This window comes from Pantoea eucalypti (genome assembly GCF_009646115.1).
In the GTDB taxonomy this organism is placed as follows: domain Bacteria; phylum Pseudomonadota; class Gammaproteobacteria; order Enterobacterales; family Enterobacteriaceae; genus Pantoea; species Pantoea eucalypti.
The window spans coordinates 1,042,784-1,063,760 of the sequence record NZ_CP045720.1; the positions used below are offsets into that span (position 1 = coordinate 1,042,784).

At 55.6% G+C, this 20,977-nt stretch carries 16 protein-coding genes; 13 read left to right on the forward strand and 3 right to left on the reverse strand.

What is annotated here, in order from left to right; genetic code table 11:
- Window positions 1-143: 143 nt before the first annotated feature.
- From purL to glnB, 5 genes are all read left to right on the forward strand, one after another.
- Window positions 144-4,031: a phosphoribosylformylglycinamidine synthase gene (purL, locus tag EE896_RS04945; RefSeq protein WP_140033136.1), complete on the forward strand. Its 3,888-nt coding sequence runs from the start codon at window positions 144-146 to the stop codon at window positions 4,029-4,031.
- Between the two features lie 579 nt (window positions 4,032-4,610).
- Complete coding sequence (locus tag EE896_RS04950; RefSeq protein ID WP_140915740.1) at window positions 4,611-6,038, forward strand: sensor histidine kinase; 1,428 nt, start codon at window positions 4,611-4,613, stop codon at window positions 6,036-6,038.
- A gap of 3 nt (window positions 6,039-6,041) precedes the next feature.
- Entirely contained in the window at window positions 6,042-6,710 is a 669-nt protein-coding gene (gene qseG, locus EE896_RS04955) for a two-component system QseEF-associated lipoprotein QseG (RefSeq protein WP_140915739.1), read from the forward strand.
- Window positions 6,710-8,044: a two-component system response regulator GlrR gene (gene glrR / locus EE896_RS04960; RefSeq protein ID WP_373681452.1), complete on the forward strand. Its 1,335-nt coding sequence runs from the start codon at window positions 6,710-6,712 to the stop codon at window positions 8,042-8,044. Before qseG ends, glrR begins: the two co-directional genes overlap by 1 nt.
- Before the next feature lie 184 nt (window positions 8,045-8,228).
- Window positions 8,229-8,567 (forward strand): nitrogen regulatory protein P-II, encoded by a 339-nt coding sequence (gene glnB, locus EE896_RS04965; RefSeq protein ID WP_003848647.1) that lies wholly within the window; start codon window positions 8,229-8,231, stop codon window positions 8,565-8,567.
- A 405-nt stretch (window positions 8,568-8,972) separates the two neighbouring features.
- Here glnB and hmpA read toward each other — a convergent pair whose 3' ends face one another.
- Complete coding sequence (hmpA, locus tag EE896_RS04970; RefSeq protein WP_140915736.1) at window positions 8,973-10,157, reverse strand: NO-inducible flavohemoprotein; 1,185 nt, start codon at window positions 10,155-10,157, stop codon at window positions 8,973-8,975.
- Window positions 10,158-10,483: 326 nt separating this feature from the next.
- Here hmpA and glyA point away from each other — a divergent pair, with 326 nt between their 5' ends.
- Window positions 10,484-11,737: a serine hydroxymethyltransferase gene (gene glyA / locus EE896_RS04975; RefSeq protein WP_003848651.1), complete on the forward strand. Its 1,254-nt coding sequence runs from the start codon at window positions 10,484-10,486 to the stop codon at window positions 11,735-11,737.
- 128 nt (window positions 11,738-11,865) lie between these two features.
- Window positions 11,866-13,014: a 3-phenylpropionate MFS transporter gene (locus EE896_RS04980; protein ID WP_003848653.1), complete on the forward strand. Its 1,149-nt coding sequence runs from the start codon at window positions 11,866-11,868 to the stop codon at window positions 13,012-13,014.
- On the opposite strand, the gene csiE is transcribed toward EE896_RS04980, so the two are convergent.
- A complete protein-coding gene (csiE, locus tag EE896_RS04985; protein WP_003848654.1) occupies window positions 12,996-14,264 on the reverse strand; it encodes a stationary phase inducible protein CsiE in 1,269 nt (422 codons plus the stop codon). The genes EE896_RS04980 and csiE overlap by 19 nt on opposite strands.
- A 155-nt stretch (window positions 14,265-14,419) precedes the next feature.
- Here csiE and EE896_RS04990 point away from each other — a divergent pair, with 155 nt between their 5' ends.
- The 3 genes from EE896_RS04990 (at window position 14,420) to EE896_RS05000 (ending at window position 17,235) form a co-directional block, all read left to right on the forward strand.
- On the forward strand, window positions 14,420-15,046 hold the full coding sequence (locus EE896_RS04990) for a DUF1007 family protein (RefSeq protein WP_140915735.1): 627 nt from the start codon (window positions 14,420-14,422) through the stop codon (window positions 15,044-15,046).
- On the forward strand, window positions 15,037-16,017 hold the full coding sequence (locus EE896_RS04995; protein WP_140915734.1) for a nickel/cobalt transporter: 981 nt from the start codon (window positions 15,037-15,039) through the stop codon (window positions 16,015-16,017). Before EE896_RS04990 ends, EE896_RS04995 begins: the two co-directional genes overlap by 10 nt.
- A gap of 204 nt (window positions 16,018-16,221) precedes the next feature.
- Window positions 16,222-17,235 carry a TIGR04086 family membrane protein gene (locus EE896_RS05000; RefSeq protein ID WP_008926710.1) on the forward strand — a complete coding sequence of 338 codons (1,014 nt, stop codon included), beginning with the start codon at window positions 16,222-16,224 and terminating at the stop codon, window positions 17,233-17,235.
- Between the two features lie 62 nt (window positions 17,236-17,297).
- Here EE896_RS05000 and suhB read toward each other — a convergent pair whose 3' ends face one another.
- Window positions 17,298-18,101, reverse strand: coding sequence for an inositol-1-monophosphatase (suhB, locus tag EE896_RS05005; protein WP_008926709.1), 804 nt, complete (start codon window positions 18,099-18,101; stop codon window positions 17,298-17,300).
- A gap of 132 nt (window positions 18,102-18,233) precedes the next feature.
- Here suhB and trmJ point away from each other — a divergent pair, with 132 nt between their 5' ends.
- From trmJ to EE896_RS05020, 3 genes are all read left to right on the forward strand, one after another.
- Complete coding sequence (trmJ, locus tag EE896_RS05010; RefSeq protein ID WP_003848663.1) at window positions 18,234-18,986, forward strand: tRNA (cytosine(32)/uridine(32)-2'-O)-methyltransferase TrmJ; 753 nt, start codon at window positions 18,234-18,236, stop codon at window positions 18,984-18,986.
- 130 nt (window positions 18,987-19,116) lie between these two features.
- Window positions 19,117-19,614 (forward strand): Fe-S cluster assembly transcriptional regulator IscR, encoded by a 498-nt coding sequence (iscR, locus tag EE896_RS05015; protein ID WP_140915733.1) that lies wholly within the window; start codon window positions 19,117-19,119, stop codon window positions 19,612-19,614.
- Between the two features lie 88 nt (window positions 19,615-19,702).
- Entirely contained in the window at window positions 19,703-20,863 is a 1,161-nt protein-coding gene (locus EE896_RS05020; RefSeq protein WP_140915732.1) for an IscS subfamily cysteine desulfurase, read from the forward strand.
- Window positions 20,864-20,977 lie beyond the last annotated feature (114 nt).

Genomic DNA, 20,977 nt, shown 5'->3' on the forward strand with positions numbered 1-20,977 from the left:
TTTGCGCAAATTTCAGGCAAATCCGGGTCGCCAAAAATTGTGCGCAAACGGTTTCGTCGCGAGGTCGCTTTCTCTATAATACGCCCCGTTTTCCCTGTTGCGCCCAATTTGCGTCGCCCGGCGCCCTGACGAGAGACTTATTAATGGAAATTCTGCGTGGTTCGCCCGCCCTGTCGGCATTTCGTGTAAACAAACTGCTGACCCGCTTTCAGGACGCTCATCTGCCGGTGAGTGATATTTACGCTGAGTACATCCATTTTGCTGATGTCAGTACGCCTTTAAGCGCTGACGAACAGAGCCGTCTGCAACGTCTGCTGAAATATGGTCCCTCTCTTGCTGAACATGCTCCACAGGGTCGTCTGCTGCTGGTGACACCGCGTCCTGGTACCATTTCGCCCTGGTCATCCAAAGCAACCGATATCGCCCACAACTGCGGCCTGCCACAGGTCCGTCGTCTGGAACGTGGTCTGGCTTTCTATGTACAGGCTCCCCAGCTGACCGAAGCGCAGTGGCAAACGCTGGGCACACTGCTGCACGATCGGATGATGGAAACGGTCTTCAGTGACCTGGCGCAGGCTGAGCAGTTGTTCGCGCACCACACGCCGCAGCCGGTGAAAAGTGTCGATCTGCTGGGTGAGGGCCGTCAGGCGCTGGTGCAGGCCAATATCTCCCTGGGTCTGGCGCTGGCAGACGATGAAATTGACTACCTGGTGGCGGCGTTTACCGCACTGGGTCGTAACCCCAACGACATTGAACTCTATATGTTTGCGCAGGCGAACTCTGAGCACTGTCGTCACAAGATTTTCAACGCCGACTGGATTATCGACGGCGAGAAACAGCCAAAGTCGCTGTTTAAAATGATCAAAAATACGATGGAGAAGACGCCGGACTTCGTGCTCTCTGCCTATAAAGATAACGCCGCCGTGATGGAAGGATCAGAGGTTGGCCGCTTCTTTGCTGACGCCGGAGAGAGCGAGTACCGCTGGCATCAGGAAGCTGCGCACATTCTGATGAAGGTGGAAACGCACAACCACCCAACGGCGATTTCGCCGTGGCCAGGCGCGGCCACCGGTTCTGGTGGTGAAATCCGTGATGAAGGCGCAACCGGTCGCGGCTCCAAGCCAAAAGCGGGCCTGGTCGGTTTCTCGGTCTCTAACCTGCGTATTCCTGGCTTTGAACAGCCGTGGGAAGAGGACTTCGGTAAACCAGCCCGCATAGTCAGCGCGCTGGAGATCATGACCGACGGACCTCTGGGCGGCGCTGCCTTTAACAATGAATTTGGTCGTCCGGCTCTGAATGGCTACTTCCGTACTTATGAAGAGCAGGTCACCAGCCACAACGGCACTGAGCTGCGCGGCTATCATAAGCCGATTATGCTGGCGGGCGGCATCGGTAACATCCGTGCCGATCACGTTCAGAAAGGCGAAATCACCGTAGGCGCGAAGCTGGTGGTGCTGGGCGGTCCGGCCATGAACATCGGCCTGGGCGGCGGCGCGGCCTCATCCATGGCCTCAGGTCAGTCTGATGCCGATCTCGACTTCGCCTCTGTACAGCGTGATAACCCGGAGATGGAGCGCCGTTGTCAGGAGGTGATCGACCGCTGCTGGCAGCTGGGCGATGAGAACCCGATTCTGTTTATCCACGACGTGGGCGCGGGCGGCCTTTCCAATGCTATGCCGGAGCTGGTCAGCGATGGTGGTCGTGGTGGCCGGTTTAACCTGCGTGACATCCTGAGTGATGAGCCAGGCATGAGCCCGCTGGAAGTCTGGTGTAACGAATCACAGGAACGTTATGTGATGGCCGTAGCACCCGATCAGCTGGCGCAGTTTGAGGCGATTTGCCAGCGCGAACGCGCACCTTTTGCCGTAATTGGTGAAGCCACCGAAGAGTTGCACCTGAGTCTGGAAGATAGCCATTTCGATAATAAGCCTATCGATATGCCGCTGGATGTCCTGCTGGGCAAAACGCCGAAGATGACGCGGGATGTGGTGACGCAGCAGGCGCAGGGCACCGAGCTGCAGCGTGACGGCATTACGCTGGTTGATGCGGTGAATCGCGTACTGCATCTGCCTGCTGTGGCGGAAAAAACCTTCCTGATCACCATCGGTGACCGCAGCGTGACCGGCATGGTGGCACGCGACCAGATGGTCGGGCCGTGGCAGATCCCGGTGGCCAACTGTGCGGTGACCACTGCCAGCCTCGACAGCTATCACGGCGAAGCCTTTGCCCTGGGCGAACGTTCACCGGTTGCGCTGCTGGACTTCGCAGCATCGGGTCGTCTGGCGGTGGGTGAAGCCCTGACCAACCTGGCGGCAACGCAGATTGGTTCGCTGAAGCGCGTGAAACTCTCCGCTAACTGGATGTCCGCTGCGGGTCATCCGGGTGAAGATGCGGGTTTATATGCGGCGGTGAAAGCCGTCGGCGAAGAGCTTTGCCCGGCGCTGGGGATCACCATCCCGGTCGGTAAAGATTCGATGTCGATGAAAACCCGCTGGCAGGAAGGCACTGAACAGCGCGAGATGACTTCGCCGCTGTCGCTGGTGATTACTGCGTTTGCACGCGTCGAAGATGTCCGTCGCACCATCACGCCACAGCTGCAGGCCGATCAGGACAACCTGCTGCTGCTGATCGATCTGGGCAACGGCGCGAATACGCTGGGCGCAACCGCGCTGTCGCAGGTCTATCGCCAGCTCGGTGACAAACCTGCCGATGTGCGTGATGCCACCCAGCTGGCGGGCTTCTTCAATGCGATTCAGGCGCTGGTGGCTGAGCAGAAACTGCTGGCCTACCACGACCGCTCTGACGGTGGTCTGCTGGTGACGCTGGCCGAGATGGCCTTTGCCGGTCACTGCGGCATTGACGTTGATATCGCCTCGCTGGGCAGCGATACGCTGGCGGCCTTGTTCACCGAAGAGCTGGGTGCGGTGATTCAGATCAACGCCGCCGATCGCGATGCCGTTGAGCGGATCCTGGCCGATCACGGTCTTGCCGCTTCCACGCATCTGCTGGGCAGCGCGCAGCCAGGTGATCGCTTTGTGATCCGTTCCGGTGACAGCGCGGTCTACAGTGAAAGCCGCAATACGCTGCGTACCTGGTGGGCGGAAACCACCTGGCAGATGCAACGCCTGCGCGACAACCCGGCGTGTGCCGATCAGGAGCATGAAGCGAAGAAAAACGACAGCGATCCTGGTCTCAACGTCAATCTGACCTTTAATCCGCAGGAAGATGTGGCGGCACCGATGATCGCGACGGGCGCACGTCCACGCGTCGCGGTGCTGCGTGAGCAGGGTGTGAACTCCCATGTGGAGATGGCCGCTGCCTTTGATCGTGCTGGCTTTACCGCCATTGACGTTCACATGAGCGATCTGCTGGCCGGGCGTCGCGGTCTGGAAGCGTTCCAGGCGCTGGTTGCCTGTGGCGGCTTCTCTTACGGTGATGTGCTGGGTGCCGGTGAGGGCTGGGCGAAGTCGATTCTGTTCAACCCGCGTGTTCGCGATGAGTTCGAAACCTTCTTCCACCGTCCGCAGACCCTGGCGCTGGGCGTCTGTAACGGCTGTCAGATGATGTCCAATCTGCGTGAACTGATTCCGGGCAGCGATCTCTGGCCGCGCTTTGTGCGTAACCAGTCTGAACGCTTTGAAGCGCGCTTCAGCCTGGTCGAAGTGGCTGCCAGTCCGTCACTGCTGCTGGACGGCATGGCCGGTTCACATATGCCTATCGCGGTTTCGCACGGAGAAGGTTTTGTTGAGGTGCGTGATGCAACGCATCTGGCGGCGCTGGAGTCGAAAGGGCTGGTGGCACTGCGCTTTGTCGATAACTTCGGCAAGGTGACAGAAACCTATCCGGCTAACCCGAATGGCTCACCTAACGGCATCACCGCCGTGACCAATGAAAGTGGTCGCGTCACCATTATGATGCCGCATCCGGAGCGTGTTTTCCGTACCGTCAGCAACTCCTGGCATCCGGCAGAGTGGGGCGAAGACAGCCCGTGGATGCGCATTTTCCGCAATGCACGCAGACAGCTGGGTTAATGTAATCCGCTGAAATGAACAGGAGGCCGGTGTGCCTCCTGTTCTTTTTTACGCCGCTGTTGGCAAATGGCGACAAGGGGGATATTGCACTGTCTCTTTATGGCGACATCTATCTCATTGATTTTAAATGAGCGGGTATCCGGGGTGATTTAATGTCGCCTTATGGAGACACATTGACGCTGTCTGCATCGGACTTTTCGCAGGTGTCATTGGAGCAGCTCGTTCAATCTGCTGAAAAATATAATGATTTATTTTCTGGCATGAAACTTGCTATACTTATGCAGCTGCTCATTCACCTGTTTATGATTGCCCCGCGAAGCGGATAAGAGCTCATAAAGTCCGAATGACGCACCAAACGGAGCCTGCCGTCCACCTGACCGATAATCGCTTGCGTTATCAAACACCGGACGTAACGTTGAGTAAGGCTCCACCCATTCTTACGCGATGCACCACGCGTCGTGACAGCGGCAGGCCATTGAGCCTGCCGTTTTCTTTTGTTTCTCTTTCTGCCCACCACACCTTTCTTCTGCTGTCAGAGTCCGCTAGCATCCAGACAGTAAATCTTAAGGAAGCGTCTGCGTGAAAAAATGGCGTTTATTTCCCCGTTCTCTGCGTCAGCTGGTGTTGATGGCGTTTGTTCTGGTGCTGCTACCGTTGCTGGTACTGGCCTGGCAGGCGTGGGAAAGTCTCTCTGCGTTAAGTGAACAGGCCGCTGATACCAACCGCAACACCTTCACCGATGTGCGCAGAAGTGAGGCAATGGCACGAACGGCAGTAGAGCTTGAGCGCAGTTACCGTCAATATTGCGTGCTGGATGATGCCTCGCTGTCGCGTCTTTATCAGACGCAGTACACCCGCTACAGTCAGATGCTGAGTTCGCATAGCGCCAGTCTGCCTGAACTGCCCGCCTTTCAGACCTTGCAGGCCACTCTGCCACTGCTGACGCCGCTGAAATGTGATAATGGCAATCCCATTACACCCGCCGCAGAGGCACTGGATCGCTTTTCTGCTACTAACGCGCAGATGGTGCAGGACACGCGCGAAGTGGTCTTTTCGCGCGGCTTACAACTGCAGCGTGAAATCGCCGATCGCGGCCAGTTTTTTGGCTGGCAGGCGCTGATTCTGTTTATCATCAGTCTCGCGCTGATGACGCTGTTTACCGGCATGATTATCGGGCCGGTCAAGCGCATTGAGCGGATGATCAACCGGCTTGGCGAAGGGCGTGAGCTGGGTAACAGCGTGATTTTTCGCGGCCCGCGCGAGTTACGCTCGCTGGGACAGCGCATCGTCTGGCTCAGCGAACGGCTTGCATGGCTGGAATCTCAGCGTCATGAGTTTCTGCGCCATCTTTCACACGAACTGAAAACGCCGCTGGCCAGCCTGCGTGAAGGCACTGAGTTGCTGGCGGATGAAGTCGCCGGATCGCTGAACGCCGACCAGAAAGAGGTGGTCACTATTCTCGACAGCAGCAGCCGCCATCTGCAGCGGCTGATTGAACAACTGCTCGATTACAATCGCAAACTGGCGGATGGCCCGATCCAGCAGGAACCGGTCAGCGTGGCAGCGATCGTGGAGGGCGTCGTCAATGCACATGCGCTCTCAGCGCGCGCCAAACTCATGCAGACGGTCGTTAATCTTGAGGTCAGCCACTGTCTTGCTGAACCGACGTTACTGATGCGGGTCATTGATAACCTCTACTCGAACGCCGTGAACTACGGCAGCGAATCCGGTACCATCTGGCTGCGCAGTCAGCAGCAGGGCGATCGGATCTGGATTGAGGTCGCGAATAGCGGCACGCCGATTCCGCCGGAAGAGCAGGCAATGATTTTCGAACCGTTCTTCCAGGGCAGCCAGCAGCGCAAAGGGCCGGTAAAAGGCAGCGGGCTGGGATTGAGTATTGCCAAAGATTGCCTGCGCCGGATGCATGGCGACCTGACGCTGGTCCCCTGTGAGCAGGCTGACGTCTGTTTTCGAATTGAACTGAACACCACTGCCGGGAAAGTCTGACTGATGAAATATTTACCCGCGTTGCTGTTAAGCACGCTGACGACGCTGCTCCTCAGCGGATGTACGACCTCCCCGGCCACCTCATCCCTGTCGTCAGGCCATCAGGTAGCGGAACCCGAGGTCAGCATTGCTGATTATCTGGCGACCCGCTGCAATGATCTCTGGCCGATAGAGAAGAGTGCCGCACTGAATAATCCCCTTTACTGGATGCGGGCGATCGATTGTGCTGAGCGCCTTTCTTCTGCAGAAGCCAGAGCCGAAGCCCATCGCTGGCCGGCAGAGAACTGGTCGCGCGCCTTTAAACAGGGCGTGCTGATGTCTAATGGCAACGTCACGCCAGTTGAGCGTCGTCGCTATGTGGAAACCCTGGATCGTTACAGCGTTGATTTTCCACAGTCTGTGCGCCCGCTGATTCAGTTGTGGCGCAGCAACCAGACCGCGCAGCTTGACCTCAGTGAAGCGCGCACCCGTTATGCCCATCTGCAACAGAGCAGCGATAGTCAGCTTGAGGCGATACGCCAGCAGATGGTTAAACAACAGCAGCAGCTCAGTGACACGCAGCATAAGCTGGAGCGGCTGACTGACATTGAGCGGCAGCTCTCATCGCGTAAAGCCCCGGATGTTTCTGACAGCAGTCATGGTACAGCGCTGCCGCAGGATGAGGAGCAATGATGGTCAGACAAGCGGCAAAATTGCTGCTGGTGGATGACGATCCCAGTCTGCTGAAGCTGCTGGGCATGCGTCTTCGCAGCGAAGGGTATCAGATCACCACTGCGGGCAGCGGACCCGAAGCGTTGCGTCTGTTGCAGAAAGAGAAGATTGAGCTGGTGATAAGCGATCTGCGGATGGATGAGATGGATGGGCTGGCGCTCTTTGGCGAGATCCAGAAGCGCCACACCGGTCTGCCGGTGATTATCCTGACGGCGCATGGTTCCATTCCGGATGCGGTTTCCGCCACGCAGCAGGGCGTATTCAGCTTCCTGACGAAACCGGTTGATCGGGACGCACTCTACAAAGCGATTGATGAGGCGCTGGCACAGCAGGCACCGGTCAGTGATGACCGCTGGCGCGAGGCGATCGTCACCCGCAGCCCGCTGATGCTAAAGCTGCTGGAGCAGGCGCATATGGTGGCGCAGTCGGATGTCAGCGTTCTGATTAATGGTCAGAGTGGCACCGGCAAAGAGATGCTGGCGCAGGCGATTCACACCGCCAGCCCGCGTAACGGCAAGCCTTTTGTCGCCATTAACTGTGGCGCTTTGCCGGAGCAGCTGCTGGAATCAGAGCTGTTTGGTCACGCCAAAGGTGCTTTTACCGGTGCGGTCAGTGCGCGTGAGGGGTTATTTAAAGCGGCAGGCGGCGGTACGCTGTTCCTGGATGAGATTGGCGATATGCCGCAGCCATTGCAGGTTAAGTTGTTGCGGGTGTTGCAGGAGCGTAAGGTCAGACCGCTGGGCAGCGACCACGATAGTGAGATCGACGTGCGAATCATTTCAGCCACGCATCGCGATCTGCCGAAGGCGATGGAGAAGAAAGAGTTTCGTGAGGATCTCTTCTATCGTCTGAATGTGGTGAATCTGAAAATACCCGCGCTGCATCAGCGCACAGAAGATATCCCGCTGCTGGCCAATCATCTGCTGCGCCAGGCAGCGGAACGGCATAAGCCACAGATTCGCAGTTTTTCCGTTGATGCGATGAAGCGTCTGATGGCCGCAAGCTGGCCAGGCAACGTGCGCCAGCTGGTAAACGTCATTGAGCAGTGCGTGGCGCTGAGTTCATCACCGGTGATCAGTGATGCGCTGGTGGAGCAGGCGTTGAGCGGCGAGAACAGCGCCTTGCCGACCTTTGCGGAGGCGCGTAATCAGTTTGAGCTGAACTATCTGCGTAAGCTGTTGCAGATGACCAAAGGCAATGTGACCAACGCCGCACGTCTGGCTGGACGCAACCGCACGGAGTTCTATAAGCTGCTGTCTCGCCATGAACTGGATGCCAGTGATTTCAAAGAGTAGCGGAGGCTGCGACGTAATACTGGCAGGTTGCCTGCTCAGGCCCGAATCAGAATGGGTGCGGTCAGCATAATCTGACAGCGCTTGCGGCAACCTGAAGAATCCCGGATATTACCGCCCGACAGCGCCAGCAACATTTATACTTGATAAACCCTCTGACCATGGAGGGAGTGAAAAAGGGTCTGACATGAAAAAGATTGATGCGATTATCAAACCATTCAAGCTCGATGATGTTCGTGAAGCCTTAGCGGAAGTCGGCATCACCGGGATGACCGTGAGTGAAGTAAAGGGCTTTGGTCGCCAGAAAGGGCATACCGAGCTGTATCGCGGCGCAGAGTATATGGTCGATTTCTTACCTAAAGTGAAAATCGAGATGGTGGTGGGCGACGATATCGTTGATACCTGCGTCGAGACCATTATGCGCACCGCGCAGACCGGCAAAATCGGTGACGGTAAAATCTTTGTCTTCGACGTGGCGCGCGTGGTGCGTATCCGTACGGGTGAAGAGGATGAAGAGGCGATCTGATCGTCTTTTTATCAGCGATTAATCAGTATAAAAAGGCCCGCGTTGCGGGCTTTTTTATACCTGGAAATCGGATGAGGTCTACTGTGAGATCAAGCCAGCGCAGAGAACCCGGTCAGATCGGAAAGACGCAAAACCCGCCATCCATGGCACGCTCGGCCCGGACGATTACGCACCTCATCCCTGAGGTGCGCCCGTAAACGGGCCAACGCGTTGCATTGTTCAAAAACGCTCCCGGCGTTTTTAGTACGCACCTCGTCCCTGAGGTGCGCCCGTTGCCGGGCCAACGCTTTGCGTTGTTCAAAAACGCTCCCGGCGTTTTTGTCCATGTCGCGGGACGCTTTCCTCTTCTGCCCGAGTTCCCTTCGCTTTGAAGCTGTCTGTTGCTGCCTGAACTTAGTAGCAGATTTACATCCCTTTGTGCGGGCCAAAAAGTTCGTAATGAATGCGTGCATCTGCCACGCGGGCATCGCGCAGTTGCGCCACCACATGCTGCATAAAGGGTAGCGGTCCACAGAGATAGAAGTGGGTATCGGATGACGCTAATCGTGCAGCCATTTTGCTGATATCCATCAGCCCCTGCGTGTCATAGCGACCGGTATCTTCAGCAGCGGGATCGCGATACCAGACCTCACTGATAAAATCGGCGAGCTGCGCGCCAGTGGCACTCACTTCCTCGCCAAACGCATGCTGTTTGCCGTTCTCTGCGGCGTGCAGCCAGCTGACCGGTGCGCGATGCTCGCTGGCTGCCAGTGAATGCAGCATCGCCAGCATCGGCGTCTGACCCACGCCCGCAGAGATAAGTGCGACTGGCGTGCCAGAATCGACCTCCAGGAAGAAGTCGCCGTGCGGTGCGGCGAGCATCAGCTCATCACCCACTTTGCCATGCTGATGCAGCCAGCCGGAGACCGTGCCCTGCGCTTCGCGTTTCACCGCAATACGATACGCTTTACCGTTGCTGAGATGCGTCAGTGAGTACTGACGAATCTGGTGATGCTCGAAGCTGGCAGGCTGCAGGTGTACTGTCAGATACTGACCCGGTTTAAAAGCGGCTACCGGGCCGCCATCCACCGGCGTGAAGGTAAAGCTTTTAATGACCTCGCTCTGCTGCTCAACTGCGCTGATGCGAAACGCGCGGGTGCCACGCCAGCCGCCGGTTTGCTGCGCTGTGGCCTGATAGATCTCTTCTTCCCGATTGATGAACACATCCGCCAGGATGCCATAGGCCTGGCCCCACGCAGCCAGCGCCTCGTCACCGGGATTCAGCAATTCTTTGATGGTCGCCAGCAGATTTTCACCGACGATGGCGTATTGGGCAGGCTGAATATTCAGGCTGGTGTGTTTCTGCGCGATTTTTTCTACCGCAGGCAGCAGCACGGCCAGATTCTCCAGATTCGCGCCATAGGCGCAGATAGCGTTGAACAACGCTTCGCGCTGATCGCCATTGCGCTGGTTATTCATATTGAAGACGTTTTTGAGTTCAGGGTGGTGCGACAGCATACGGTCATAGAAGTGTGCGGTAAGCTTTGGACCGCAGGCGGCTATGGCAGGCAGCGTCGATTTAACGGTGGCGATGGTGTGTGCATCAAGCATATCAATGGCCTCTTATTAAACATGTATTTTAAATGCATGTTATAGCCGCCTTGCCTGTGGTGTAAATAAGCCGGGAAACTTTCTGGCTCCCCATGTGGCAACTTTTTGGTGCATCAACAGACGACGCCGTCACATCGTTGAGAAAAAATGTGACGGCTGAACAGGCTAAAAAGGTGTAAAAAAGCGCTGCCAGTCGCCAGCCAATCGTTTGCGTAAAAAGAGGCGGTTCACCCTACCTTCACCTGTTAAAACGGTTTACACTGTTGGCCTTCGCCCCTGAAGGGGGGTAAATACCGTCAGAAAGTTAGCTGAGTCAGGAGATCCGGATGTTAAAGCGTGATATGAACATTGCCGATTACGATGCCGAGTTGTGGCAGGCAATGGAGCAGGAGACAGTGCGTCAGGAAGAGCACATTGAACTGATTGCTTCTGAAAACTACACCAGCCCGCGTGTTATGCAGGCACAGGGTTCTCAGCTCACCAATAAATACGCTGAAGGCTATCCGGGCAAACGTTACTACGGCGGCTGTGAGTACGTTGATATCGTTGAGCAGCTGGCGATCGACCGCGCAAAAGCGCTGTTTGGTGCTGATTACGCTAACGTGCAGCCACACTCAGGTTCACAGGCTAACTTCGCTGTTTATACGGCGCTGCTTCAGCCGGGCGATACTATCCTCGGGATGAACCTGGCGCACGGTGGACACCTGACTCACGGCTCACCGGTTAACCTGTCTGGCAAACTCTATAACGTGGTTGCTTACGGTATCGATGAGACCGGAAAAATCAATTACGACGAGCTGGCTGAACTGGCGAAAACCCACAAGCCAAAAATGATCGTTGGCGGCTTCTCAGCTTACTCTGGCGTCTGCGACTGGGCGAAAATGCGTGAAATCGCGGATAGCGTGGGTGCCTGGCTGTTTGTCGATATGGCCCACGTTGCCGGCCTGATTGCCGCGGACGTTTATCCAAGCCCGATTCCCCATGCGCACGTCGTGACCTCCACCACCCACAAAACGCTGGCGGGTCCGCGCGGTGGTATCATTCTGGCTAAAAACGGCGACGAAGATTTCTACAAGAAACTGAACTCTGCTGTCTTCCCGGGCGGCCAGGGCGGTCCTCTGATGCACGTTATCGCGGGTAAAGCAGTTGCCTTCAAAGAGGCGATGGAGCCGGAGTTTAAAACCTACCAGCAGCAGGTGGCAAAAAATGCCAAAGCGATGGTTGAAGTGCTGATTGAGCGTGGCTATGACATCGTTTCCGGTGGCACCTATAACCATCTGTTCCTGATCGATCTGGTGAGCAAAAACCTGACCGGTAAAGAAGCGGATGCCGCGCTGGGCCGTGCCAACATCACGGTTAACAAGAACAGCGTACCGAACGACCCGAAAAGCCCGTTTGTGACGTCGGGTATCCGTATCGGTACACCTGCCGTTACGCGTCGTGGCTTCAACGAAGCAGACGTGCGTGAGCTGGCTGGCTGGATCGCTGATGTACTGGATAACGTCAATGACGAAGCCACCATTGAGCGCACCAAAAAGAAAGTGCTGGATATCTGCAGCCGTCTGCCGGTCTACGCTTAATCGCTAACCTGTTGTAAGACAGCACAAAAAGGATGGCAATTGCCATCCTTTTTTATTGCCTGCTCCGCAGTGCTCTGCCAGAGTAACGCCTGTTTATGCTGCCTGGCAGCAAACTTACTGGAGGGAATATGGCAATCGGCTCCGCCAGATGGCTCGGATTGGGCTACTTCACTTACTTCTTCTGTTACGGCATCTATCTGCCATTCTGGGGCGTGTGGCTGAAAGGCACCGGCCTGGATGCTGAAAAGATTGGCCTGCTGCTCGGATGTGGCATGGTCGCGCGCTTTGTCGGCAGTCTGCTTATCGCTTCTCAGGTCAAAAATCCATCACGGTTGATTACGGCGCTGCGCCTGCTGGCGCTGATGACCTGTCTGTTCGCCGCCGGTTTCTGGGTGGGCGAGCAGTGGATGTGGCTGCTTACCGTGATGATTGGCTTTAACCTCTTTTTCTCACCGCTGGTTCCCCTCAGCGATGCGCTGGCCGCCACCTGGACACAGCAGATTGGGCTGGCATACGGGCCGGTCAGGCTGTGGGGCTCGCTGGCCTTTGTCATCAGCTCGGCGTTAACCGGCGTGCTGGTCAGCGCCTGGTCCTCAAACGCAATTCTGATGCTGTTATCCATTGGCGTCATTTCTATGCTGGCGGGCATGATGCTGACACCCGTCACACAACCGCAGGGCCATGAGCGACAGGGCCCTGCGGGCGGTGGATGGCAGGAGTGGCGGGCGTTACTGCGCGAGAATGCGGTATGGCGATTCATGCTCTGCGTGACACTGCTGCAGGGCGCACACGCCGCCTATTATGGCTTCAGTGCTATCTGGTGGCAGGAGAGCGGCTATTCCGCCTCGACGGTGGGCTATCTCTGGTCGCTGGGCGTGGTGGCAGAGATTGTCGTCTTTGCCATGAGCAACCGGCTGTTCCGCCGCTGGAGCGCGCGCGATCTGCTGCTGCTTTCGGGCATCTGCGCGCTAATTCGCTGGGGTCTGATGGGGGCGACAACGGCGCTGCCGCTGCTGATTGTGGCGCAAATTCTCCACTGTGGCAGCTTCACCGTCTGCCATCTTGCAGCGATGCGATTTATCGCCGCGCGTCAGGGGGCGGAAGTCATCCGACTGCAGTCGCTCTATTCCGCGCTGGCGATGGGCGGTGGCATTGCGATAATGACGATGATCTGCGGCGTGCTGTTCGCCCATCTGCAGGGGCATCTGTTCTGGGTGATGGCACTGGTGGCACTGCCCGCGCTGTTTCTGCGGCCCGGCTACGACTCCAGTAAATAACGAATACGCTGCTGATGGTGTAACGTCAGCGGCAGTTCCGCATGCACCAGCGGCGGAGAGTAGAGTGGCAACGAGGTCGGGTAGGGCGAAATGATGATGTCGACATCACGTGGCGCGCCCTCCCGCTGAAACAGTTTCACGTCCTGATAGGTAATATTAATTGGCAGCAGCGTGATCTCACGAATCTGCTGTTCTACATCCTGTTCCAGATCGGCGTCGTCGCCGGTCAGGATCAGCACCTGCTTCTCCTGCAGCGCACTCTCCTGCATCAGCCAGGCGCCGAAAATAATGGTAATTAAACTCACCTCTTCCGGTGTAAAAGCGATGCGGTAGTGCTGCTCAAAAGCCTGCAGCGCCTGCTGAGTGGTGCGAAGCAGACGCGGATAGAGGCGGCTGACATCCAGTGCCACGCTATTGTCGATACCGATATTGAAATGGGTGCGATCCAGCGCCTGCGCCAGATGCGGATAGAGCTGGTGCAGCAGTTCATTGCGGTCAGCAAAGGTAATCCCGGCACAGGCTTCAAAATCATCAATCAGCTGCTGAGTCGCTTTCATTAACTGCTGTTCAGCAGGATGCGCAATCGCGTCCACGACCGGCGTATGTATCTGGCTGAACAGCAGCGTCCAGAAATCCGCTTCACTGACGGGCGGAGCAATATGGCAGCGTTTGCGCCAGTGGTAGATCACATCCTCAGCGGCCTGCCGCTCAGGCTTCTGCTGCAGCCAGAGACATTGCGCCTCACTGAACAGCACCGGCTGACGCTGGCACAAGCCATACTTCATGAATATCTGCAGAAACAGCCGGTCACGTTCGCTGAAGTCACGCTTCAGGCGCAGGCTACAGTGCTGAATCAGTGCCTGTAAATTGGTCTCATCCCACAGCGCTTTCTCAATCTTCATGACTTTCAGGCGCTGACGCAGAGGCGCGGCAAAATGTTCGCAGACGAAGTCCTGCGATAAACGCAGACTGCGTCGCAGGTTATGCAGCAGACAGAGGCGCCGATCCAGCTCAGTTCCATGAAGACGAAAGCTGCCATCTACCATCTGATGCAATTCCAGCTGGTGATATCGCTGTATCTCATGGCCCACATCCGCGATATCCTGTCGGGCAACGTCAGGATCGACGCCATTCAGCTGGCAGACTTTTTCAAGCGTAAGCAAAGGTGTCGGCAGAAACAGCAGCAATAAAAGATGGCACTGACGCTGTGAACGGGAGAAGAGTGGTGCCAAAGGGGTAGCAGAACTCATCAATCAGATTTCCAGCAGGCTATTTTGAGCTAAGAATAGTCAACCCGTTCAGCGCCTGCGCGGTTTACGCGGTTTATTTGCCAGAGGTTTAAGGCGGGTCACAAAATTTTGTTACTTATAGATTCTTTTCGTCGGGAACGTTACTTTATAACATTATGAAACGCGCACTCTTTGCTCTGTTAATGGTATTAAGTCCGGCTGTGCTGGCACACCCTCACAGCTTCATTGATATGAAAACGGAACTGGTGGTGAAGGATGACACCTTTAGCGGGTTGAAGATGACCTGGACCATGGATGAGATTACCTCCGCTGATCTGCTGTATGACGCGGGCGACGCGAAACCTGGCACTGTAGTGTGGAAAAAGCTGGCAGCGGGTGTGATGGCAAACGTGCTGGGCCAGCACTACTTCTCAGAAATCTGGCACAACCAACAGCGGGTAAAGTTTTTGAATCTGCCAACGGAATATAACCTTTCGCGAAACGGCCACAAAGCGGTGCTGGAATTTATTCTGCCGCTGGCGGAACCCCCGAAGCTGACCGGACAGCGCTTTGAGATCCTGACTTTTGATCCCACCTATTTCGTCGATATGTTTTACGACAATCCCGGTGCTTTAACGCTGCCGCCTGCACTGCAGACGCGTTGCCGGTTTACCCTCAATACGCCCAAACCCAACGACTCACTGAAACAGTATGCGCTGTCGCTGGACAAAGCGGATGCCCCGGCTGAAGAGATGGATTTAGGCCGCCAGTTCGCACAAACGGTGGTACTGAAATGTCAATAATCTCCACGCCTTCCAGGGCCACCCGACTCTGGCCACTCTGGCTGATAGCAGGACTCTTCTCTGGCGGCGCACTGCTGGTCTGGCTTTACTGGTCGCAGATTCTGCTTCAGAGTGTATTGTGGCAGAAAGATTTGCACCGGCAGATGACTCAGCTGTTACAGCAGGTCGCGGAGCAGCCACACCAGGCAGGCATATCGCTGGTGATATTCAGCCTGATCTATGGCGTGCTGCACGCGCTGGGACCGGGCCACGGAAAAGTGGTGATCGCGACCTTTCTGGCGACCCATCCGAGCCGCGTCAGAACCAGTATCAGGCTGACGCTGCTTGCCTCACTGCTGCAGGGATCGGTCGCGATTGTGCTGGTCACGGTGATGCTGGTGCTGCTGAAAACGTCGTCGCGCCAGCTGCATCTCAGCAGTTTCTGGCTTGAAAAGGGCAGTTATCTGCTGGTGATCGGGCTGGGTGTGATGATCGGGTATCGGGCGCTGCGTGCGCTGTGGCTGGCGTTGCGCCCACGACCCGCTCCGGTATTTCGTGCTTTCCAGCCGCAGCATCAGCATGACGAGCATTGCGGATGCGGCCACGCACATCTGCCGACGCCGCAGCAGATGAATGGCAACGTCAGCTGGAAAACTCAGATGCTGGTTGTGGTGTCGATGGGCTTACGTCCCTGTTCTGGCGCGATTATGATGCTGCTGTTCGCCAAAGTGATTGGTGTTTATGGCTGGGGCATTCTCTCTGCTGCGGTAATGGCACTGGGCACGGCCCTGACTATTTCCGCTATTGGTTTGCTGGTGCAACAGGCGCGCTCGGTAGCACAGCGGCTGGCACAGCCTGGTGCTGGTGCTGGCATCATGCGACTTCTGATTCCCATCCTGGCTTTGACCGGTAGCCTGATATTAATCGTAGTGGGTATTGCATTATGGCAGTCTGCCCGGTTAACGTTGGGCGGCGGAATTCGACCTTTCTGACTAAAAGCGCAGCGGGAATAAAATTTCCGCTGTTATCTTTACCTCGCTAATTATCTGAGGCTTCATCACTTTAATTTTTTATCTGAGTAGTTCAGTGGTGAAATCACTATTCCCTGTCTACGCTGTTAATACCAAAACGGCATTCCGCCGTCGGCATGATAAAAGATCAAGACAGCTTTCTGTTTATTGCGAGGAGTATATTTCATGGCTGATACCCGTATTAATAATGGCTACACCGAAACGCTGGCGACCGGACCTGCAGGATTACCGTTAAAGCGTATTTCCTGGAGCGCCGTTTTTGCCGGTGTTATTTGTGCCTTAATCGTTCATATCATTCTGACATTGCTGGGAACAGCCATTGGTGCCACCACCATTGATCCGATGAAAGAACAGAATCCTCTCGACGGCCTGGGTACTGGCGCACTGGTCTGGACAGCCATTGAAATGCTGGTTGCGATGGCGGCAGGGAGTTATGTTGCCGGGCGACTGGCTCAACGCGAAGGGGCCCTGCACGGTTTATTGATGTTTGGCCTTAGCACAATTTTCACTATTTACCTGGCTATTGCACTGGCGACCAGTGTATTAGGCGGCGCGATGAATATTGTGGGTTCAGGTTTCCAGGCACTCGGTAGTGGTATTTCCGCGGCAGCGCCTTCGGTTACTCAAATGGCAAAACAAAAGCTGCAGGAGAATAATATTAATTTAGATAACCTGCAGAACGAACTGGAAACGACATTACGCCAGACAGGCAAACCGGAATTACAACCCGAGAATTTGAAGCAGGACGCAAATAAAGAAGCGCAGAATGCAGAAAACCAGGCTAGCAACACCGCGAATCATCCGCAGACAGCTGATACTGATCTGACTAACTGGGTAAAAGGTGTGATGGATCGCCATTCAGATACTCTGCAGGCAGCCGACCGTGATGCGCTGAAAAATATTATTAAAGCGCGTACCGGTAAAAGCGATCAGGAAGTGGATCAGATTGTCGCTAAAACTGAGCAGAACTATCAGCAGGCCGTTCAGAAATACCAGGAACTGAAACAGCAGGCTGAACAGAAAGCGCGTGAAGCCGGTGAGAAAGCCGCGGCTGCAACCGCTAAAGCAAGCTGGTATGCACTGATTCTGCTGATCATCGAAGCCGTCCTGGCCGGTGTGATGGGTATGGTCGGTCGTCGTACACAGCCCCGTCAGGTGCTGGCACACGAACGTCGTTAATCATCACTGAATGACAGGCAACAAAAAAGGCGGCTGATAGCCGCCTTTTTCTGTACTGAACCTTAGCGTTTTAACGCTTCGCTCAGCTCATCACGCATATTCGACAGCATCGATTTCACGACACGTGGGTTACCCGCGACCAGGTTACCTGACAGCAGATAGCCGTGGTTACCGGTGAAGTCAGTGACCAGACCGCCCGCTTCACGCACCAGCAGTTCGCCCGCGGCAAAATCCCATGGCTTCAGGCCAATCTCAAAATAGCCATCGACGCGACCGGCAGCGACATAAGCCAGATCCAGCGCAGCAGAACCGGTGCGACGGAAATCAGCACACTGGGTAAAGAGTTTGGTCATGATGTTCATGTAAGCAGGCGCGTGCTGCTTCATTTTGAACGGGAAGCCGGTTGCCAGAACGGTGCCATCCAGATCGCGTGCCGTGCTGCCACGCAGACGGTAGCCATTCAGCTGCGCGCCCTGACCACGTGAAGAGGTGAACAGTTCATTGCGCATAGGATCGTAAACAACGGCGACTTCAGTGCGGCCTTTGATGCGCACAGCGATCGAAACAGCAAAGTGAGGTAAACGTTTGATGAAGTTAGAGGTGCCATCCAGCGGATCGATAACCCATTGAACATCCTGATCTTCGCCCGCCAGCTCACCGCTTTCTTCAGTGATGATGGTGTGTTTCGGGTAAGATTTACGAATAATTTCGATAATCAGGCGTTCTGCTTCGCGGTCAACATTCGTTACGAAGTCGTTGCTGCCTTTCTGGCTGGCTTCGACGGCGTCCGGGGTTTCATAATATTTGGCAATTAAATTTCCGGCCTTGCGCGCTGCGCGCACGGCAATGTTGAGCATTGGATGCATCGGTATCTCTCGCTGGATGTTAAAGAACGGGGAAAACGGCGCGGAGTATAGCAGTGTGTTCGGTAAATGTCCTGCTTTATGTTAATATTCGCCCTACTGATTTTACTGACCCGTTTCTGAGTAACCCTAATCATGTTGCAAAATATTCGTATCGTGCTGGTTGAGACTTCTCACACCGGTAACATGGGCTCCGTTGCGCGCGCCATGAAAACCATGGGCTTAACTAACCTCTATCTGGTTAATCCGCTGGTCAAACCTGATTCACAGGCTATCTCCCTGGCCGCCGGTGCCAGTGACGTTATCGGCGAAGCTAAAATTGTCGACTCGCTGGATGAGGCGATCGCCGGATGCAGTCTGGTTGTTGGGACCAGCGCCCGTTCCCGCTCCCTGCCCTGGCCGATGCTGGATGCACGTGAATGTGGCGTGAAAAGCGTGGAAGAGGGCCAGCAGGCACCTGTTGCACTGGTGTTTGGCCGTGAACGTGTTGGCCTGACCAATGAAGAGTTGCAGAAGTGCCATTATCACGTCGCGATTCAGGCTAACCCGGAATACAGTTCGCTGAACCTGGCGATGGCGGTGCAGATTATCGCCTATGAAGTGCGCATGGCGTGGTTGCAGTCGCAGGAGCAGGCCAGCCCGGCACCGAAGTATGAAGAATCCCCTTATCCGCTGGTGGATGACCTTGAACGCTTCTATCAGCATATGGAGCAGATGATGCTGAACAGCGGTTTTATCCGTGAAGCTAATCCGGGTCAGGTGATGAGTAAACTGCGTCGTTTATACACCCGCGCACGCCCGGAACGTGATGAACTCAACATCCTGCGTGGCATGCTTTCATCGTTTGAAAAGCGTAAAAACGAGAAAAAAGAAGCAGATAATAGTTGAGTAAATTACCAGGTTAAATACCTGACTAATTTACCAGGTTAAATAGTTGACCAAATTACTCGGGAATGGCAGACTTCAGCGCATCTGTTGCTAATCCTCCGATAACCGGACGCTATTGAGGTCACACGCTATGAGACTGACATCCAAAGGACGTTATGCCGTTACTGCAATGCTGGACGTTGCCCTTCACTCCCATGAAGGTCCGGTCCCGCTGGCGGATATTTCCGAGCGTCAGGGCATCTCGCTCTCCTATCTGGAGCAGTTATTCTCCCGACTGCGTAAAAATGGTCTGGTCTCGAGCGTGCGTGGTCCGGGTGGCGGTTATCTGTTGGGTAAAGAATCCAGCACCATCTCTGTCGGTGAAGTGATTATCGCCGTGGATGAGTCAGTTGATGCGACCAAATGCCAGGGTAAAGAAGGTTGTCAGGGTGGTGAGCGCTGCCTGACTCACGTGCTGTGGCGCGACCTGAGCGTGCGCATCAGTGAATTCCTGAACAATATTACGCTGGCTGAGCTGGTGAATAATCAGGAGATTCTGGATGTGGCCGATCGTCAGAATGCAATTGATAATCGTCGCTTCCAGAGCCCGCGTTCTCAGGGAATTAACGTTAACCAACGCGCCTCCTGATCCCCGCTGTTGCGGCCCTAACTGCTAACGCGGTCAGGGCCGAATCTGCTATAAAGACGTATGATTTTTTATACGGAGCTGTAGCGCAATGAAATTACCGATTTACCTGGATTATGCCGCCACCACGCCGGCCGATCCGCGTGTAGCCAGCAAAATGATGCAGTTTCTGACGCTGGATGGCACGTTCGGTAATCCGGCCTCGCGATCGCACCGTTTTGGCTGGCAGTCTGAAGAAGCGGTTGATGTTGCCCGTAATCAGATCGCCGAACTGGTCAACGCCGATCCCCGCGAAATCGTCTTTACCTCTGGCGCCACCGAATCCGATAACCTCGCGATCAAAGGCGCTGCCCATGCCCACCAGGCACGCGGCAAACATATCATCACCAGCCAGACCGAACATAAAGCGGTGCTCGACAGCTGCCAGCAGCTGGAGCGTGAAGGCTTTGATGTCACGTATCTGACGCCAGCAACCAATGGCATTATCTCACCTGGCCAGTTACGTGCAGCGCTGCGCGACGACACGATTCTGGTCACTCTGATGCATGTAAACAATGAAACCGGGGTGATTCAGGATATTGCCGCCTTTGGTGAGATTTGCCGTGAGCGTGAGATTCTGTTCCATGTTGATGCCACCCAGAGCGTTGGCAAATTGCCCATCGATCTCAGCCTGTTACCGGTCGATTTGATGTCGTTTTCTGCCCACAAGCTTTATGGCCCGAAAGGCATCGGCGCGCTCTATGTACGGCGTAAACCGCGCGTGCAGATCGCTGCGCAGATCCACGGCGGCGGACATGAACGCGGAATGCGCTCCGGGACCTTGCCGGTGCATCAGATTGTCGGCATGGGTGAAGCCTATCGTATTGCCGCCGAAGAGCGCGAAACTGAAATGGCGCGGATTCAGGCGCTGCGCGATCGCCTGTGGCAGGGCATCAGCGCACTGCCGGACGTTACCCTTAATGGCGATCTGCAGCAGAGTGCACCGAATATTCTTAACCTCAGTTTCGCTGATGTTGAGGGTGAATCACTGATCATGGCGCTGAAAGACCTGGCGCTCTCTTCCGGTTCGGCCTGTACCTCCGCCAGCCTGGAGCCTTCCTATGTCCTGCGCGCGCTGGGCCTGAGTGAAGAACTGGCGCACAGTTCGCTTCGCTTCTCGCTGGGACGCTTCACGACGGAAGAAGAGATCGACTACGCCATTGCACTGGTGCAGAAGTCAGTGACCCGTCTGCGGGCCTTAATGAAATCCTGATACCCGGCGATAGTCCGGAAACTGCGCCAATATGGGCACTTCGCTGGCAACGCCCGGCGGAATCTGTTATCAGGTCTCTCTGTGAATTACATTTAACATCTTATTAAAGCCGTT